A 16,775-nucleotide genomic window follows, 5' to 3' on the forward strand; every position below is an offset into this window, starting at 1 on the left:
TCCGGCGGGTGGAGTCAGACCCGAATCTCGACATTCCACCCACCACGGGACGCACGCATCCCGAAGGAGTCCAGATGAGCCAGCTGAACCCGACCGTGTCCGGACCAATGACAGGCACCGCCGTCACCCCGGTCGCCATCCCCGTCCGTGAGCTCGCCCCGTGGGCGCTCTTCGCCGCGCTGCTCGCGGTCGTCGTGACCTACTTCGTGGGTGCCGAACAGGGGGCCTTCTCCCTGTTCGCCGGCAGCGACGTGCACGAGTGGGTCCACGACGGACGCCACCTGCTCGGCTTCCCCTGCCACTGACCGCGCTGCCACCGATCCGCACCGTCGCTGATCCGCCCTCTCGCTGATCCGCACCGCCGCTGATCCGCGCGGCGCACGACGGTCACCTGAGGTGACCGTCGTCCTCCCCTGCCGGTAGCCCGGCGAACCCATTCTTTCGCGTGGCGCGTCGACCCGACGTGGTTCGGCGCGCCCGCACTCCTGGACGGAGTCCCTCCATGAACGCACGCAGCTTCCTGATCAACGGCCTGATCGCCGGCCTCCTCGGCGGCCTGTTCGCCTTCCTCGTCGCCTTCGGCGTCGGCGAGCCCGCCATCGACGACGCCATCGCGGTCGAGGAGGCCGCCGCGGCCCCCGCCGACACCGAGGCCCACTCGCACGGCGCCGCTCCCGAAGGGCAGAGCGAGGAGGGCGCGGCCCACTCGCACTCGCACGGGGACGAGGAAGCCGGAGGCATCACCCGCGACCACCAGGCCGGCCCCGGCCTCGCCACCGCGACCGGACTCATCGGGGTGATCCTCGGCGGCCTGGTCGGCATCGCGTCCGCCTTCGCCGCGGGCCGCTTCGGCCAGCTCTCCCCCGTCGCCACCACGGCCCTGGTCACGGCCCTCGGCTTCGTTGCGGTGGTGCTCGCGCCGTGGCTGAAGTACCCGCCGAACCCGCCGGCCACGGGCAGCGGCGACACGATCGGTGAGCGCACGGCCCTGTACTTCGGCTTCCTGGCCATCTCGGTGCTCGCCGTCGTCGCGGCGATCATCGTGGCGCGTCAGGTGCTCGCCGGCCGCTCGGCCTGGCTGGCCACCGCGGTCGGCGGCGCGGTGTACCTCGCGGTGGTGGGCGTCGCGTTCGCCGTCATGGCCCCGATCGACGAGGTGCCGAACAGCTTCCCGGCCAACACGCTGTTCGAGTTCCGGGTCGGCTCGCTGATCACGCAGGGCGCCCTGTGGCTCGCGCTCGGTGTCGTGCTCACGGGTCTGGTGCATCGCGCCTGGAACCACGAGACGAGGGCGACCGCGCGCCGCGAGGCGGCCGCCGCCCTATGAGGATCGACGCTGTGAATACTGATCCCGTGAACTCGCTCCCCGTCACCGGCACGCCCGTCACCGCCCCGGACGCCGAGCTCGTCGCGGCCGCCCGGGAGCGGCTGGCCGGGCTCGCCACGCCCGCCGGGGCGCTCGGCCGCCTGGGTGAGCTCGCCGTCTGGGTCGCCGCGACCCAGGGTGCGGTCCCGCCGCCCGCGATCGAGCGGGTGCGAGCCGTCGTGCTGGCGGGTGACCACGGTGTCGCCGACCACGGTGTCTCGGCCTACCCCAAGGCCATCACGGGCGCCATGGTGCGCACGTTCGTCTCTGGACGCGCCGGCGTCTCGGTGCTCGCGGCCCAGCACGGCGTCTCCGTGCGAGTGCTCGACCTCGGCGTCGAGGAGGAGCTCGCCGAGCTCGACCCGGCAGTCCGTGAGTTCAAGGTCCGAGCCGGCTCGGGCGCGATCCACCTCGAGGACGCCCTGACCGCCGACGAGACGCGTCGGGCGCTCGAGGCCGGCGCCACGATCGCCGCCCAGGAGATCGCCGCGGGTGCCCAGCTGCTCGTGTCGGGCGACATGGGCATCGGCAACACCACACCGGCCGCCGCCCTGATCGCCGCGTCACTCGGCCTGCCGGCCCGTGAGGTCACGGGCCGTGGCACGGGCGTCGACGACGCCGGGCTCGCGCACAAGACCGCCGTCGTCCAGCAGGCGCTCGACCGCGTGGGCGACCGCGCCGACGACCCCGTCGAGACCCTGCAGGCCCTGGGCAGCGCCGACCTGGCCGCGTCGGCCGCTTTCCTCGCCACGGCCGCGCACGCCGGTGTGCCCGTGCTGCTCGACGGCGTCATCAGCGTCGCCGCGGCGGTGCTGGCCGACCGGCTCGCACCGGGTGCGTCCGCGTGGTTCGCCGCCGGCCACCGGTCGACCGAGCCGGGTCAGCAGGTCGCGCTCGACAAGCTGGGTCTGGAGCCGATCCTCGACCTCGGGATGCGCCTCGGCGAGGGCAGCGGCGCCGTGGCCGCCGTGCCGATCGTGCGGTCCGCCGGTCTCCTGCTCTCCGACATGGCGCTGCTCGCCGACCTGCTGCCCTGATGCCCGCCGCGTCCCCGACTCGATCAGCACTGCGGGACGGCTGGCTGCTGGCGGCCGGCACGCTGACGGTCGTCCGCTGGCCGTCGCCGAGCCGGGTCGACCGACGCTCGGCGGGCCTCGCGATGCTGCTCGCGCCGATCGCGGTCGCGCCCCTCGGCCTCGCGGTGGCACTCGTGGTCTGGCTCGGCGACCTCCTGGACGCCCCGCCCCTCGTGGTCGGGCTGCTCGCCGTGGGCGCGCTCGCCCTCGGCAGTCGCGGCCTGCACGTCGACGGACTCTCGGACGTCGCCGACAGCCTCACTGCCTCGCACGACCGCGACCGATCGCTCGAGGTCATGAAGGGCGGCACGGCCGGACCCGCCGGTGCCGCCACGCTGGTCGTGGTGCTCGGGCTGCAGGCCGCGAGCATCGCGGCCCTCGTCGGCACCGACGCGGCTCCCCTCGTGGTCGGTGCTGTCATCTGCCTGTCGCGCGCGGCACTGTCGGTCTCCTGCGTCGCCGGCGTCCCGGCCGCTCGCGACTCCGGCCTCGCGGTCAGCTTCGCCGGCACGGTCTCGCGACTCGCGGCCCTCGCGACCTGGGGCCTCGTGCTCGGCGCGGGGGTCGGTCTGGCGGTCGCCGCCGACCTGCCGTGGTGGCGGGGCCTCGTGCTCGGCGGCGCGCTCCTGCTCGGGGTCCTCCTGGTCCTGGAGCGGTGCCTGCGGCGCCACGGTGGGGTCACGGGCGACTGCTTCGGCGCCTCGATCGAGATCGCGCTCACGGCCGGGCTGGTCGCCGCGAGCCTCCCGTGAGCCGCTCGCGAGCCGTCGGTCTGGTGGTCGGGTACGCGGCGGACCGCGTGCTCGGCGACCCGGCTCGGTGGCACCCGGTGGCGGGGTTCGGCCGGGCCGCTGGGGCGCTCGAGCAGCGCCTGTACGCCGACGACCGCGCCCGCGGCGCCGTCTTCACGTCGATCGCCGTCGGTGCGGTGACGCTCGGTGGCCTCCTCGTCGAACGACACAGCTCGGACCGACCGCTCCGCCGCGCGCTCGCCACGGCACTGGCCACCTGGGCCGTGCTCGGCGGACGGTCACTGGGTCGCGAGGCAACGGCGGTCGGTGAGCACGTGCTCGCCCACGACCTCGACGCCGCGCGACTCCGGGTCCGCAGCCTCGTCGGCCGCGACCCCCGGGCACTCGATGCCGACCAGCTGGCGCGGGCGGTGGTCGAGTCGGTCGCGGAGAACACATCGGACGCGGTCGTCGCGCCGCTGTGGTGGGGCGCCGTCGCGGGCGTGCCCGGGCTCCTCGGGTATCGCGCGGTCAACACGCTGGACGCGATGGTCGGGCACCGGTCGACGCGGTACCTCCACTTCGGCTGGGCATCGGCGCGGCTCGACGACGTCGCCAACCTCGTGCCGGCGCGTCTCGCCGCGGCGCTCGCCGCCGTGGCGGCGCCGATCGTCGGCGGTCGCCGGGCCGATGCCCTACGCGCCTGGCGTGACGACGCTCCCGGGCACCCGAGCCCCAACGCCGGAGCCGTGGAGGCGTCCTTCGCCGGCGCCCTCGGCGTGCAGCTCGGCGGCGTCAACCACTACGAGGGCGTCATGGACGACCGCGTCCGCCTGGGCGACGGTCCGCCACCGGCTCCGGCCGACGTGCCCCGATCGGTCCGCCTCGCCGATGCCGTCGGCACTGGCGCCCTGGTGGTGGCCGCCGCCGTCAGCCTCCGCGCCCGCCGCTGACCCCGTCCCCAGATGTGGTGCCGTATCCACCGAAGGCACCACGGACAACGGTGGAGACGGCACCAAATCTGGCAGAGCCGGTCAGGGGTGGAGCCAGGTCAGGACGGCGGCGGGGTCGGTGACGGTGGGCACGTCGGGGGCGGGGTCGGAGCGACGGACCACCACGACGGGGATCGAGCGCTGCGCCGCGGCCTCGAGCTTGGACCAGGTGTGGGTGCCGCCGGAGTCCTTCGTGACCACGACGTCGAGCCGGTGCTCGTCGATCAGCGCGAGCTCGCCCGCGACCAGGTAGGGGCCACGGTTCAGCAGCAGCGTCCAGGCGTCGGGCAGCGCGATCTCCGGCGGGTCGACGACCCGGGCCAGCACGGAACGGTCGGCGAGCGGGCCGACGAAGCGGTCGAGGGCCTGGCGTCCGACCGTGAGGAAGGGACGCTCCCCCAGCTCGGCAGCCCGCGCCGCCGCGGCGTCGTGGTCGTCGACCCAGTGCCAGGCCTGGGCGCCGGGCGCCTCCGACCAGCCCGGTCGGGCGAGACGCAGCAGGGGGACGCCCTCAGCCGCGCAGGCCGCCGCAGCGTTGCGCGTCATGCCCGCGGCGAAGGGATGCGTCGCGTCGACGACGGCCGAGACGCCGCGCTCCCGCAGATGGGTCCGGAGTCCCTCGACCCCGCCGAACCCTCCGATGCGCACCGGCCCGACGGGCAGCTTCGGGCGCGCCACCCGGCCGGCCAGCGATGACTCGAACTCGACCCCGGCATCCAGCAGCCGTTGGGCGAGGTCGCGCGCCTCCGACGTGCCACCGAGCAGGAGGACGTGCGGCCCGCCCATCACGCCTCGACTCCCGGTGCGAGGCGTCGCAGTCCGCGCGGTGCTCCCGACGTCGCGAGGTCGAGGAGACGGTCGACGTCGAGGTGCTGCTCCACGAGGTCGCCCAGCAGGTCGAGCCGCGCCTCCCGCCGCTGCGCGAACGAGACGTCGGAGACCGGCGCAGGCCGGCCCACCGCCGCCGCGACCTCCGCCAGCAGCGCGCGTCGCAGCCCGTCGGACTCCAGGCTCCCGTGCCACATCGTGCCGAAGACCGACCCCGACTGCGCTCCCCCCAGAAACTCACTCTGCTCATTCGCCGCCCAGGGCCCGGCACCCCCGCCGGAGCCACCGCGCGTGATGCGGCCGTGGTGGATCTCGTAGCCCGAGGCCGCGTGCCCCAGCGCCGAGCCGGTGGGCAGTCGCAGGACCTTCTCGGCGCCGAACTCCGTGTGCACGTCGAGCAGGCCGAGCCCGTCGACCTGCGCCCCCGCAGCGCCCTCGACACCCTCCGGGTCCGTGACGGTGCGACCGAGCATCTGGAAGCCGCCGCAGATCCCCAGCACGGGGCCACCCGCGGCGGCGTGCCGCAGCACGGCATCGGCCAGGCCTCGCTCGCGCAGCCAGGCGAGGTCGGCGATCGTGGCCCGGGTCCCGGGCAGCACCACGAGGTCGACGCCGTCGAGGTGATGGGGCTGCGACGCGAAGACGAGGTCGACCCCGGGCTCGACGCCGAGAGCGTCGACGTCGGTGAAGTTGCTGATGCGGGGCAGGCGGACGACCGCGACGCGCAGGGCGTCGTCGGGTGACTCCGAGCGACGACCGTCGAGGTCGAGCGCGTCCTCGGAGTCGAGCCACAGGTCCGGGTGCCACGGCAGCACGCCGAGCGTCGGGCGCCCCGACAGCTCGGCCAGCCGATCGATCCCGGGGGCGAGCAGCGAGACGTCGCCGCGGAACTTGTTCATGACGAAGCCGGCGATCAGGTCCTGGTCGGCAGCCTCGAGCAGTGCGACCGTGCCGAACAGCGCCGCGAACACACCGCCGCGGTCGATGTCGCCGACCACCACGGTGGGCAGCCCGGCGTGCCGCGCGAGGCCCATGTTGACGTAGTCGTTCGCGCGCAGGTTGATCTCGGTCGGCGAGCCCGCCCCCTCGGCCACGACGACGTCGTAGCGCGATGCGAGGTCGTCGAGCGCCGCGAACGCCGCCTCGGCCAGGTGTGCCCGCCCACCGCCCGTGAAGCTGCGCGCCCCCAGCGTCCCCGCCGGCTTCCCCATCACGACGACGTGGCTCGTGTGGTCGCTGCCCGGCTTCAGCAGCACGGGGTTCATGGCGGCCTCGGGCTCGGCGCCCGCCGCAACGGCCTGGATCCACTGGGCTCGCCCGATCTCGCCGTACCCATCCGCCGCCCACGGCCCGGCACCCCCACCAGGAGCCACCCGCACCACCATCGAGTTGTTGGACATGTTCTGGCTCTTGAACGGGGCCACCTTGACCCCGCGTCGGGCGAAGGCTCGACAGATCGCGGTGGTCACGATCGTCTTGCCGGCGTCCGAGGTCGTGCCGGCGACGAGGAGTCCGTTCACGCGGGGTCAACTCGCGCCGAAGGCTGCTTGTTGAGCCACGGCGCGAGCAGGCGGGTGATGAACGGCAGCGCCACGTAGGTCATGACCGGCGTCATCACGACGACGCTGAGCAGCACGCGCAGCGGCAGGACGAGACCGGGGAACAGGTGGCTCGACACCCAGTTCGCCGCGACGCTCAGCGGGAAGAAGACCAGGAAGATCGCACACATCTGCTTCCAGCGCGGCGGCGGCACGGGCGCCGGCCGGAGGTCGCGGACGTCGACGCTGCTCGGCTCGTCGAACCAGCCCTCGATGCCGGTGCGCTGCTCGTGGCGCGCCTCCTCCACGAAGCCCTGCGCGGACTCGAGCCACCAGCGCCGGTGCTCGGACTCGTTCCAGGCCTGGAGGTGATCGGCGGAGTCGAACCGGTAGAGCATGTGCCACTCGGTCGACCCCGTCGACGGACGGACCCAGCCCGAGCCCAGGAATCCGTCGAAGCGCTCCGACAGCTGCGTGCCCGCCCGGAGCCAGGCGAGCATCTGGTCCTCGTGGTCGGGGTCGACGTGCCGTGTGATGGAGACGGTGACGGGTCCGGTCATGGGCTCAAGGCTAGGCGTGCCACGGGTCCGGGACGACACGCGTCCCGGACCTGCGGTGGACGGCTCAGCGCTCGGACGGCAGCTCGTCGAAACGGTTGAGGAACGCGGCCATCTGCTCACGCAGCACGGGCTGCGCGCCACGGAACGTCGTGGCGCCGTTGGCCTCGCGGTAGCCCGTCGTCACGCGCTGCTCGGCCAACCAGGTGATCTCCCGGTAGAAGGTCGAGGTCGTCGGGACGTCGGCGAACGGCGACGTGGCCGGCGGGGTGAAGTCCGGCTCGCCCGCGAGGCGGTAGAGGAAGGCCGCCATCTGCTCGCGCAGGACCGGGGCGCTCGGACGGAACGTGCCGTCCGGGTAGCCCGTCGTGACGCCCTCGCCGGCGAGCCAGGCAATGTGCTTCGTGAAGGTGTTCGTGCGTGCGTCGCTGAACGTCGCGCTCGGGGCGCTCGACGGCGGGTTGGCGCCGTCGTGCTCGAAGCGGTACAGGAACGCCGCCATCTGCTCGCGGAGGACAGCCTGCGAGCCTCGGAACGAGACCGTCCCGTCGCCGTTGTCGTAACCGGTCGTGATGCCGGCGGCGACGAGCCACTCGATGTCCGCCTGGAACGTGGTGCCCGCGACATCGTCGAAGACGATCGGGACGCTCGGTCCGACGGCCGGCGGGAGGTTGGTGGTGCCGGACGTCTGGTAGCGCCAGCCCTCGACGGTGTCGACCCCAGGAGTGGTGGCACCAGCTCCGCTGCTGCTGTACGTCCACTCGCCGTCCGGGACGCCGCGCCAGTACGTCCACCCCGGCGACAGGCAGGTGCTCGGGTCGCCGACGCCGTTGATGGAGCAGACGAATCCGGGGAATCGCGGGTGGAACATGTACGGGTTCCCGCTGTTCGTGAGGGCCGTCAGGCCCGACGCCTGCGCGCCGGGTGCGCAGGACACCGCGATCGGGTCATCGACGGTCGCCGCGAGATCGCCGTAGTCGATCACGACGGTCACGCCCTCGCCCGGTGCGCAGGGCTGGCCGACGTGGGCCGCCTGGGCCACGGCGGGAGCCCGGCTGGTCGCCGGCGATGCCTGGACCGGCCCGCCGGCGACCAGGAGGCCGAGGACCAGCAGGACCGGGGCGACCCCGGCGGAAGGACGAAGCACGTGCATGGTGTTCCTCTCCGCTGCAGGCGACGAGGGCCGCACGGGCCGGAGCCGGTGACGTCCCGCCGCGTTCCTCGGCAGCGTGGATCGATCGGACGTCCGGGACCGGCGTTCCGGCTCATCGCCCGGGGGCGATCTACGGTTGCGGGTCAGCGCCGGGATCGGACCGGCTTCCCCTGTCTCGGACGAGGAGGTGCTCGAAAGCGCTCCCAACCTAACAGTCCCACCGGCGGGCGCCGCGCCACGATGCGCAGCCTCAGGACGTCCCGGGGGTGGTGATCGAGGCGACGTGGTGCACGCGCCGCAGTGCGCGCCGCAGCGTCACGAGCAGCGGCGGGCCCAGCACGATCAGGCAGAGGGCCGTCGTGATCGCACGCCCGGTGTCCCAGCCCCAGGTGGAGGTCACCAGCGTGTAGACGACGAAGCGGTGCAGATTCTCCAGCACCGGGTCGCCCGGCACCATCTGGGCGGTGTCGGTCGCGCCCGCCTGGGCGATGCCGAGGGCGAACGGCCACGACGACAGGTTCATGAGGAAGCCGTAGAGGTAGGCCGCCAGCACCCCGTAGACCACGAGCAGCGCGATCTCGGCCCGCCCGCGAAGCCGCGACGGCAACAGTCCGGCCCCCATCCCGACCCACGCGGCGCACATCATCTGGAACGGCAGCCAGGGACCCACGCCGGAGCTCAGCAACGCGGACGCGAACAGGCTCGTGCACCCCAGCACGAAGCCGAACCCGGCGCCATAGACCCGCCCCGCGATGATGAGCAGGAAGAAGATCGTCTCGATGCCCGCGGTGCCCGCGCCGAGCAGGCGGATGGCCCCGTTGACGGCCGTCAGGACGGCGAGGACGGCCAGGATCTTCGAGTCCATGCCGCCCTCGGTGAGCTCAGCCACCACGACGAGCACGACGACCGGGAGCAGCACCATGAAGATGAAGGGCTGGTCGACGCGGGTGTCGCCCGGTGCGGGCTGGAGGATCAGCGGCCAGAGGAACATCACGAGCCCGGCCACGCTGGCCAGCACGAGCACCGCGACCGAGCGCGGCCCGAGCCTGATCGCGGCGTCGCGACGGGTCCGAGGGTGGGTCGTCGTGCTCATGACAGCGCCTCCCGCACCTGGTCGACCGTGAGCCACGGCGGTCCCAGCACCTTGCTCACCTGGGGCGCGAACGAGGGCGACTCCGCGAGCACGTCGGCGGCGGGCCCGGAGGAGACGATCTCGCCCTCGGCCATCACGGCGACGGTGTGGGCGACCTCGGCGACGAACTCCACGTCGTGGCTCGCGACGACGATCCCGTGGCCCCGGTCGGCGAGGTCGCGCAGGATCGCGGCGAGGCTCTCCTTGCCGGTGTAGTCGAGGCCTCGGGTCGGCTCGTCGAGCACGACGAGCGTCGGCGAGGAGGTCAGCACGACGGCGAGCACGAGCGCCAGCCGCTGACCCTCCGAGAGGTCACGCGGGTGCTGCTGGTCGGCGATGCCCGGCGCGAGGCGGTCGAGCAGACCTCGGCACGTCCCGGACGCCACGTCGGCCTGGTCGTCCGCAGCGCCGCACTCCTCGACCACGGACTCCAGGTAGAGCAGGTCGGCGGCCGTCTGCGGCACCAGGCCGACGCGGGCGCGGGCCTGCTCGGGCGACAGCCCGGCGGGGTCCGCACCCCCGATGTCGACGCGGCCCGCCGCCCGCTTCGTCGCGCCACGGAGCGCCCACAGCAGCGACGACTTGCCGGAACCGTTGCGCCCCATCAGGCCGACGACCTCACCGGCCGCGACGTCGAGGTCGACCTCGCGGACCGCGACGAACGCCTTGTAGGCCACCGAGACGCCGCGCGCCGTGAGCACCGGCTCGCGACCGCGTGCCGGGGTCGGAGCGGGCTCGTCGAGGCGCGACAGGATCGTGCTGCGCTGGCGCCTCGCCTCGCGGACCGACAACGGCAGCGGCTCCCACCCGGCGAGCCGGCCGAGCTCCACGATGGGGGGCGCCACGGGTGAGTGGACGAGCATCTCGGCCGGCGCACCGACCTCGACCCGGCCCCCGTCGACCACGACGAGGCGGTCGGCGAAGGGGATGACCCGCTCCATCCGGTGCTCGGCCACGACGACCGTGAGCCCGAGGTCGTCGACCAGGCGGGCGACCGTGGCCAGGACGTCCTCGGCGGCCGTGGGGTCGAGCGCCGACGTGGGCTCGTCGAGCACCAGCACGCGCGGATGCATCGTGAGGACCGCGCCGATCGCGACCCGCTGCTGCTGACCGCCGGACAGCGCCCGGATCGGACGGCGGCGCAGGTCGGCGATCCCGAGTAGGTCGAGCGTCTCCTCGACCCGGCGGCGCATCGTCGGTGCCGGCAGCCCGAGCTGTTCCATGCCGTAGGCGAGCTCGTCCTCGACGATGTCGCTGACGAAGCCCGACAGCGGGTCCTGGGGCACGAAGCCGACCAGGTGGGCCAGCTCCCGCGGGGGCACGCCGATGACCGAGCGGCCGTCGACCAGGACGTCGCCCGCCAGGGTGCCACCCGTGAAGTGCGGCACCAGGCCGTTGAACAGGCCCAGCAGGGTCGACTTGCCCGATCCGGTGCGACCGCACGTCAGGACGAGCTCGCCCTCGTCGAGGACGAGGTCGACGTCGCGCCAGGTCCAGTCGGCATCGGGGTAGGCGAAGGAGACACTGCGCAGCTCAAGCATCGACGACCTCCGCCCTGGCCTCGGGCGCCGGGTCGGCACCTCGGTCGAGGGCCGGTGGTGGCGTCAGGAACGCCGGCAGCGCTCCGACCATGATGACGGCCAGCACCCACGGCGAGACCTCGGGCCATCCGTCCAGCGGGGAGATCACGGCGTAGGGGTCGAGCGCATAGGCGCGATCGATGCCCACCGCGACGGCGATGCCGCAACCCGCCGTGATGATCTCGGCCGCACGCCAGCGGTCGGGCCGGTACCGCGTGCGCTCGACCCGACGGCCCGCCGACCACAGGCCGGCGGCCGCGACGACGAGTCCGGCCGAGAGCCCGCCGACGGCGAGCACCCGGGGCGCGGTGGCGTCGAGATAGGCGTAGACGCCCACCGAGAGGGCGAAGAGGGCCACCAGCATGAGCAGACCGGTGAGGAGCCGCTCGCGAGCGGTGGCGCGGCCGGAGCGACCGTAGCCTCGCGCGTCCATGCCCATCGCCAGGGTCAGCGACCGCTCCAGGGCGTCCTCGAGCACCGGCACCATGACCCGCCGGAGCACGCCGACGCCCCGGCGCGGTGACCCCCGCAATCGGCGCGCGCGGTTGACGCGCTGGACGCTCTCGGCCAGCTGCGGGAAGATCGTCAGCGCCACGACGACCGCGGTGCCGATCTCGTAGAGCGCGGGCGGCACCGACTTCAGGAGCCGCTTGGGGTTCGCGAGCGCGTTGGCCGCCCCCACGCACAGGACGATCGCCCCCAGTCGCAGGCCGTCGTACAGGCCGCTCAGGAGGGCCGTGAGCGTGACGTCACCGAGCAGCTGGATGCCGGCCGCCGCATCGGGCAGGGGGATCTGCGGCAGGTGGAGCACGATGACGTCGGCCTCGGTCGCGGCAGTGCCGAACAGGATCCGGAACACCACCCGCAGCACGACCACGAACACCGCGAGGTAGACGTAGAGCCGGAACGAGATCGCCCACGGCGCCTCCGACCTACGCGACATCACGACCAGCGCCGCGACCGCCCAGATCAGGAGCAGCGCCACGGGGTTGAGCGTGAACGTCGCTGCTGCGGCCAGACCGATCGCCCAGAGCCACCAGGCTCCGGGGTGCAGGTCACGGGCGAGCATCATCAGTCCTGTCCAGGTCGGCCGGGGCGCCCGGCGGCGGCGCGTTCAGACGCCGGAGCGTCGACGCCGGTTGACGACGAACGCCGCCGAGCCCACGCCGGCGACGACCAGCGCGGCCAGGAGGATGCCCCACGGGCTGCCGCCCTCGTCGGCGGAGGTCGAGGCGCTGGTCGCCGCGGTCTCGTCGTCGCGCTCCGCGGCCGAGGTCGCAGGGGCGGAGGGGTCCGCCGACGGATCGGCGGAGGGGTCGACCGAGGGGTCGACGCCGGGCGTGGCGCTCGGCGAGGCTGCCGGTCCACCGGGGGTTCCTGCGTCGTCGGCCGTGCCACCGCCGCCGGTGCCCGAGCCGGAACCACCCGAGCCGGAACCGCCGCCCGAGCCGGACCCGCCCGAGCCCGGTGCCGGTGCAGCCGGCTGCGGCCCGACGGGCTGGTTCGACGGGGCGGCACCCGAGCCGAAGCGGAACCCGACCCAGTCACCGGCCTTCAGGATCAAGGACGCCGCACCGGAGTTCGAGTAGCGCCAGGTGCCGGGGGTCCTGGTGGTCTCGAAGATCGCCCAGTAGGCATTGGCCGGCGGGGTGACGACGCACTTCTCGACGTCGGTACCGGGGAATCCGTCGATGCGGCACACGAACCCCGCGCCGTCCCGGCGTGTGCCCTCGGTCGAGTGCCCGGCACGGCCGAGCGCGTCCAGGGCGGTGATGCCCGAGGCCGAGACGCACGACGTCGAGCTCCCGCCTCCGCCCTGCACGACGACCGTCACGCCGGTGCCCGCCGAGCACGCGGCGGCCGCGGCCGGGGTCGCCAGGCCGATCGCGGGGACCATCGCGACGACGAGCGTCGCGAGGAGTCCCGCGATCGACCGAGCGGACCGGGTCGGCACGATCACGCGGTGCGCGACCGGCGCAGCAGCAGCGCGACACCAGCGGTGACGGCCGCGAGGGCAGCGATCGCGGCGCTCGCGGCGATCTCGAGGCCGGTTCCGGGCAGGTCGCCGGCACCGGCACCGGTGGGCGAACCCGATCCGACACCGCCGGCGCCCGGCTGGCCACCCGGCGTCACGGCGCCGGGCGTTCCGCCACCGGGGGCCGCGGCGACCACGACGAAGCCGAGCGAGCCGGTGCGACCGGTGCTGAGGCCACGGACCTGGATCGTCTGCGGGCCGAGCGCGGCCGGGACCGTGACGGTGACCGTCGCGACACCGTCACGACCGGCCACGACCGTGGTCGGCAGGGCGACGGCGGCGAAGGAGGCCGAACGGCCGGCGACCGTGCCGGTCTCGAACGTGACCTCGACCTGCTCGCTCGGCGCGAGGCCCGCGAAGACCACCGGGACCTCGGAGCCGGCCGTGACCTCGGCCGGAGCCCCGACCGGCTGGACCGAGCCCGCCGGGGGGTTGAGCGTGAGCGCCACGGCCGCCTGCGCCGTCGCCCGGAGCCACTCGTGGCGCTGCGGACCGGGGATGCCCGAGGTCTGGGCCTCGGTGAAGGCGTCGCGTCCCTTGGCGATGGCGCCGGACTCGCCCGCCAGGGGCCCGACCGCGAGGGCGGGGGCCACGAGCGAACCGCGCACCCAGTCAGCAGCAGCGAGTGCGGCCGCTGCCTCGCCCTGCTGGGCGAGCGTCGCCGCGGCCAGGCCGGTCGAGTTGGTGCTGGGGCCCCCCGCGCCCAGGAAGGATCCGTCGGCAGCCTGCGCGGCCAGGAGGTGGTCGATCGCGGCGTCGATGTCGTCGTCGAGTCCCTCGACGCCGGCGTCGGAGGCCTCCGTCAGGGCGTCGACCGCGAACACGGTCGAGTCGATCTCGGAGGAGCACGTCACGGACGGGTCGACGTAGCCGAGGTTCTCGAACGTCTCCGGGTCGGTCTCGTCGTACGAGGTCCGGAAGCCGCCGTCGGCGCACTGCTGGCGGGCCAGGAACTCCGCGGTCGTGGTCGCGGTCTCGACGTCGTCGGCACCGACGAACGCGCGCACGACGAAGGACTGTCCGACCGAGTTGCTGAAGTCGCCGAAGTCGCTGACGTCCTTGGCCCGGCCCTGCTCGGGTCCGTCGGCCACGACGAGCCCGGAGAGGCGCTCGAGCAGGTCGACGCCGCCGAAGGCCGTGGGGTCCTCGCCCGAGCGCTGCGCCGCGACCGCGAGCTTGCCGGTCGCGCCGGCGTAGGTGCTGCCGCCGTCGCCGAACGCCTCGCCCGTGATGTACGCCTCCGGCTCGACGGCGAGCGCGGAGATGATCGCGTCCTGCGCGGCCGTCTCGACGTCGAGGGTCTGCAGCGCGACGAGCACGTCGATCGACAGGCCGTAGTCGGTGCCGAACTGGCCGGGCGCGAGCCCGTCGACGAGCTCGCCGGCGAGCCAGGCGCCGGCGTCGGACTGCTCGCCCGTGGGGGCGGCGTGGGCGGTGCCGGCGGCTCCGATCAGGAGCAGGGGCGCGACGAGGGCGCTGGCCGCGACGGCGGCGGCGCGGGGGCGTCGGATCGACATGAGGGTCCTTCCCGCTGCACCAACGGGTGGACCGGCATGACCGGAGCGACCCGCTGTTTTCCACGACAGCGTTGGAGGTCAGGTCCTGCGGCAGGTGCTCCGGCTCGCCACGCGAGGTGGCCTACGGCTGCGGGTCAGCGCCGGACTTCGACCGGCTTCCCCTGGACGCAAGAGAGGTGATGGATGCCCGAAGGCTCCCGAAAAATACCACGATCTCGAGCGGGCACGATCATCGTGGCCGCACTAACGTGGAGTCATGACGCTGGCTGATGAGATCCGGATCGCCCTCGACGGCAAGTGGCGGCACGTCCGCGAGGAGTCGCGCGAACGCCTCGCGCAGCTCGACCTCGCCGTCGACCCCGACCTCGACCTGGAGGGCGCGCGCGACCACACGTTCGCGCAGCTCAAGGACCTCGTGCCGACGGGTGTCCCGGCGGCGGGCTTCCGGGAGTCGCACGGCGGCACCGGCGACCCGGGCATGGCCGTCACGGGCATCGAGATGCTCGCCCAGTTCGACCTGTCGCTCATGGTCAAGGCCGGCGTGCAGTGGGGCCTGTTCGGCGGAGCGGTCGAGAACCTCGGCACCGAGCGGCACCACGACCTGATCCCGCGCGTCATCGACCTCGACCTCGTGGGCTGCTTCGCGATGACCGAGATCGGTCACGGCAGCAACGTGCAGAACCTCGAGACCACGGCGACGTTCGACCCGCAGACCGAGGAGTTCGTGGTCCACTCGCCGACCTACAGCGCGACGAAGGACTACATCGGCAACGCCGCCCGTCACGCCTCGATCGCCGCGGTCTTCGCGCAGCTCATCACGCGCGGCGAGAACCACGGTGTGCACTGCTTCCTCGTGCCGATCCGCGACGAGCACGGCGAGGACATGCCGGGCGTCACCACCGCCGACGACCATCACAAGGGTGGCCTGCGCGGCGTCGACAACGGCCGCATCAGCTTCGACCAGGTGCGCATCCCGCGCGGCAACCTCCTCAACCGTTACGGCAACGTCGACGAGAACGGCGCCTACAGCTCGCCGATCGACGACACCGGCAAGCGCTTCTTCACGATGCTCGGCACCCTGATCCGCGGTCGCATCAGCGTCGGCGGCTCGGCGCTCGCCGCGTCCGAGGTCGCCCTGAGCATCGCGGGCCGCTACGCGCTCAAGCGCCGTCAGTTCGGTCCGCCCGGCGGCGAGGAGGCCCTGCTGGCCGACTACCGCATGCACCAGCGCCGCCTGCTGCCGCTCATCGCGCGCGGGTACGCCTATCGCTTCGCCCAGAACCAGCAGGTCGCCCGCATGGACCGCCTCCAGCGGTCGACCGAGCCCGACGCCCAGCAGCAGCGCGAGCTCGAGGGCCGCGCGGCGGGCCTTAAGGCGATCCTCACGTGGCACGCCTCGCGCGCGGTGCAGGAGTCACGTGAGCTGTGTGGCGGCGCCGGGTACCTGGCCGAGAACCGCATCTCCACGCTGCGCGGCGACATCGACGTCTTCACGACGTTCGAGGGCGACAACCACGTCATGCTGCAGCTCGTCGCGAAGGAGCTGCTGACGGCGTACGCGCAGGAGGTCGGCGGCCTCGACCCGCTCGGCATGGTCAAGTTCGTGGCCAGCACCGTGACCGACGTCGTGCGCGAGCGCACGGCTGCGTCGCAGCTGATCCAGCGCCTGATCGACGCCCGCCCCGGTGGCGGCGACGACGACCACGACCTGCTCGACCGCGGCACGCAGCTGAGCCTGTTCGAGGATCGCGAGCAGCACGTCATCGAGACCGCGGCCCGCCGCCTGCAGCGCGCCGCCGGGGCCGACGGCCCCGAGGCGTTCCGCATCTTCAACAACGCCCAGGACCACGTCATCCGGTGTGCCCGCGTGCACATCGACCGCATCGTGCTCGAGGCGTTCACCGCCGGCATCGCCCGGTGCGAGGACGAGGACGCGGCCAACCTGCTGCGCGAGGTCTGCACGCTCTACGCCCTCAGCGCGATCGAGGACGACCTGGCGTGGTTCATGGGGCACAACCGCCTCTCCGACGCCCGGGCCAAGACCGTCACCTCGTTGCTCAACGACCAGCTCGACAAGCTCCGCCCGCACCTGCTGACGCTGGTCGAGGGCTTCGGTGTCCCCGAGGCCACGCTCGGCGCGGCGTTCCTGCTCGACACCGAGGACGATGCCTGAGCCGGTGCCCGACGTCCGTCTCGCCACGGTCGACGAGTCGTGCCGGACAAGCGGCACGGACGAAGCCAGGGGGAGCGGTGAGCCAGCAACCTCTCAG

Annotated in this window: 15 protein-coding genes and 1 riboswitch; of the genes, 6 read left to right on the top strand and 9 right to left on the bottom strand. The window is 73.5% G+C overall.

Annotation, left to right across the window (positions count from 1 at the left end):
• Nucleotides 1–74 precede the first annotated feature (74 nt).
• The 5 genes from V6S66_RS15600 (at nt 75) to V6S66_RS15620 (ending at nt 4,126) form a co-directional block, all read left to right on the top strand.
• Complete coding sequence (locus V6S66_RS15600; RefSeq protein ID WP_334207704.1) at nt 75–305, top strand: CbtB domain-containing protein; 231 nt, start codon at nt 75–77, stop codon at nt 303–305.
• Between the two features lie 197 nt (nt 306–502).
• A complete protein-coding gene (locus tag V6S66_RS15605) occupies nt 503–1,327 on the top strand; it encodes a CbtA family protein (RefSeq protein ID WP_334207705.1) in 825 nt (274 codons plus the stop codon).
• Nucleotides 1,328–1,353: 26 nt separating this feature from the next.
• Complete coding sequence (gene cobT / locus V6S66_RS15610; RefSeq protein WP_334207706.1) at nt 1,354–2,403, top strand: nicotinate-nucleotide--dimethylbenzimidazole phosphoribosyltransferase; 1,050 nt, start codon at nt 1,354–1,356, stop codon at nt 2,401–2,403.
• The gene (locus tag V6S66_RS15615; protein WP_334207707.1) at nt 2,403–3,194 is read left to right on the top strand and encodes an adenosylcobinamide-GDP ribazoletransferase; all 792 of its coding nucleotides are present in this window, start codon (nt 2,403–2,405) and stop codon (nt 3,192–3,194) included. Before cobT ends, V6S66_RS15615 begins: the two co-directional genes overlap by 1 nt.
• On the top strand, nt 3,191–4,126 hold the full coding sequence (locus V6S66_RS15620; RefSeq protein WP_334207708.1) for a cobalamin biosynthesis protein: 936 nt from the start codon (nt 3,191–3,193) through the stop codon (nt 4,124–4,126). Before V6S66_RS15615 ends, V6S66_RS15620 begins: the two co-directional genes overlap by 4 nt.
• An 81-nt stretch (nt 4,127–4,207) precedes the next feature.
• On the opposite strand, the gene V6S66_RS15625 is transcribed toward V6S66_RS15620, so the two are convergent.
• The 9 genes from V6S66_RS15625 to V6S66_RS15665 form a co-directional block, all read right to left on the bottom strand.
• Entirely contained in the window at nt 4,208–4,951 is a 744-nt protein-coding gene (locus tag V6S66_RS15625) for a cobalt-precorrin-6A reductase (protein ID WP_334207709.1), read from the bottom strand.
• Complete coding sequence (locus V6S66_RS15630; protein WP_334207710.1) at nt 4,951–6,513, bottom strand: cobyric acid synthase; 1,563 nt, start codon at nt 6,511–6,513, stop codon at nt 4,951–4,953. The genes V6S66_RS15625 and V6S66_RS15630 overlap by 1 nt, the downstream gene beginning before the upstream one ends.
• Complete coding sequence (locus V6S66_RS15635; RefSeq protein ID WP_334207711.1) at nt 6,510–7,091, bottom strand: antibiotic biosynthesis monooxygenase; 582 nt, start codon at nt 7,089–7,091, stop codon at nt 6,510–6,512. Before V6S66_RS15635 ends, V6S66_RS15630 begins: the two co-directional genes overlap by 4 nt.
• Before the next feature lie 64 nt (nt 7,092–7,155).
• Complete coding sequence (locus V6S66_RS15640) at nt 7,156–8,235, bottom strand: S-layer homology domain-containing protein (RefSeq protein WP_334207712.1); 1,080 nt, start codon at nt 8,233–8,235, stop codon at nt 7,156–7,158.
• A gap of 256 nt (nt 8,236–8,491) precedes the next feature.
• Nucleotides 8,492–9,334, bottom strand: a complete 843-nt coding sequence (locus tag V6S66_RS15645) for an ECF transporter S component (protein WP_334207713.1) — start codon at nt 9,332–9,334, stop codon at nt 8,492–8,494.
• A complete protein-coding gene (locus tag V6S66_RS15650) occupies nt 9,331–10,914 on the bottom strand; it encodes an ABC transporter ATP-binding protein (RefSeq protein WP_334207714.1) in 1,584 nt (527 codons plus the stop codon). Before V6S66_RS15650 ends, V6S66_RS15645 begins: the two co-directional genes overlap by 4 nt.
• Nucleotides 10,907–12,025, bottom strand: a complete 1,119-nt coding sequence (locus V6S66_RS15655; protein WP_334207715.1) for an energy-coupling factor transporter transmembrane component T — start codon at nt 12,023–12,025, stop codon at nt 10,907–10,909. The genes V6S66_RS15650 and V6S66_RS15655 overlap by 8 nt, the downstream gene beginning before the upstream one ends.
• A gap of 42 nt (nt 12,026–12,067) precedes the next feature.
• Entirely contained in the window at nt 12,068–12,907 is an 840-nt protein-coding gene (locus tag V6S66_RS15660; protein WP_334207716.1) for a hypothetical protein, read from the bottom strand.
• A 2-nt stretch (nt 12,908–12,909) separates the two neighbouring features.
• On the bottom strand, nt 12,910–14,505 hold the full coding sequence (locus V6S66_RS15665) for a hypothetical protein (protein WP_334207717.1): 1,596 nt from the start codon (nt 14,503–14,505) through the stop codon (nt 12,910–12,912).
• 72 nt (nt 14,506–14,577) lie between these two features.
• Nucleotides 14,578–14,712, bottom strand: a riboswitch (cobalamin riboswitch).
• A 49-nt stretch (nt 14,713–14,761) separates the two neighbouring features.
• On the opposite strand from V6S66_RS15665, the gene V6S66_RS15670 reads away from it, so the two are divergent.
• A complete protein-coding gene (locus V6S66_RS15670; protein WP_334207718.1) occupies nt 14,762–16,678 on the top strand; it encodes an acyl-CoA dehydrogenase family protein in 1,917 nt (638 codons plus the stop codon).
• Nucleotides 16,679–16,775: the final 97 nt, after the last annotated feature.

The sequence above is a fragment of the Aeromicrobium sp. Sec7.5 genome (genome assembly GCF_036867135.1).
In the GTDB taxonomy this organism is placed as follows: domain Bacteria; phylum Actinomycetota; class Actinomycetes; order Propionibacteriales; family Nocardioidaceae; genus Aeromicrobium.

Bases quoted from the DNA above. Each gene is read 5' to 3' on its own strand.
- V6S66_RS15600 (WP_334207704.1), top strand. From the start codon at position 75: ATGAGCCAGCTGAACCCGACCGTGTCCGGACCAATGACAGGCACCGCC.
- V6S66_RS15605 (WP_334207705.1), top strand. From the start codon at position 503: ATGAACGCACGCAGCTTCCTGATCAACGGCCTGATCGCCGGCCTCCTC.
- V6S66_RS15615 (WP_334207707.1), top strand. From the start codon at position 2,403: ATGCCCGCCGCGTCCCCGACTCGATCAGCACTGCGGGACGGCTGGCTG.
- V6S66_RS15625 (WP_334207709.1), bottom strand. From the start codon at position 4,951: ATGGGCGGGCCGCACGTCCTCCTGCTCGGTGGCACGTCGGAGGCGCGC.
- V6S66_RS15635 (WP_334207711.1), bottom strand. From the start codon at position 7,091: ATGACCGGACCCGTCACCGTCTCCATCACACGGCACGTCGACCCCGAC.
- V6S66_RS15645 (WP_334207713.1), bottom strand. From the start codon at position 9,334: ATGAGCACGACGACCCACCCTCGGACCCGTCGCGACGCCGCGATCAGG.
- V6S66_RS15650 (WP_334207714.1), bottom strand. From the start codon at position 10,914: ATGCTTGAGCTGCGCAGTGTCTCCTTCGCCTACCCCGATGCCGACTGG.
- V6S66_RS15655 (WP_334207715.1), bottom strand. From the start codon at position 12,025: ATGATGCTCGCCCGTGACCTGCACCCCGGAGCCTGGTGGCTCTGGGCG.
- V6S66_RS15665 (WP_334207717.1), bottom strand. From the start codon at position 14,505: ATGTCGATCCGACGCCCCCGCGCCGCCGCCGTCGCGGCCAGCGCCCTC.
- V6S66_RS15670 (WP_334207718.1), top strand. From the start codon at position 14,762: ATGACGCTGGCTGATGAGATCCGGATCGCCCTCGACGGCAAGTGGCGG.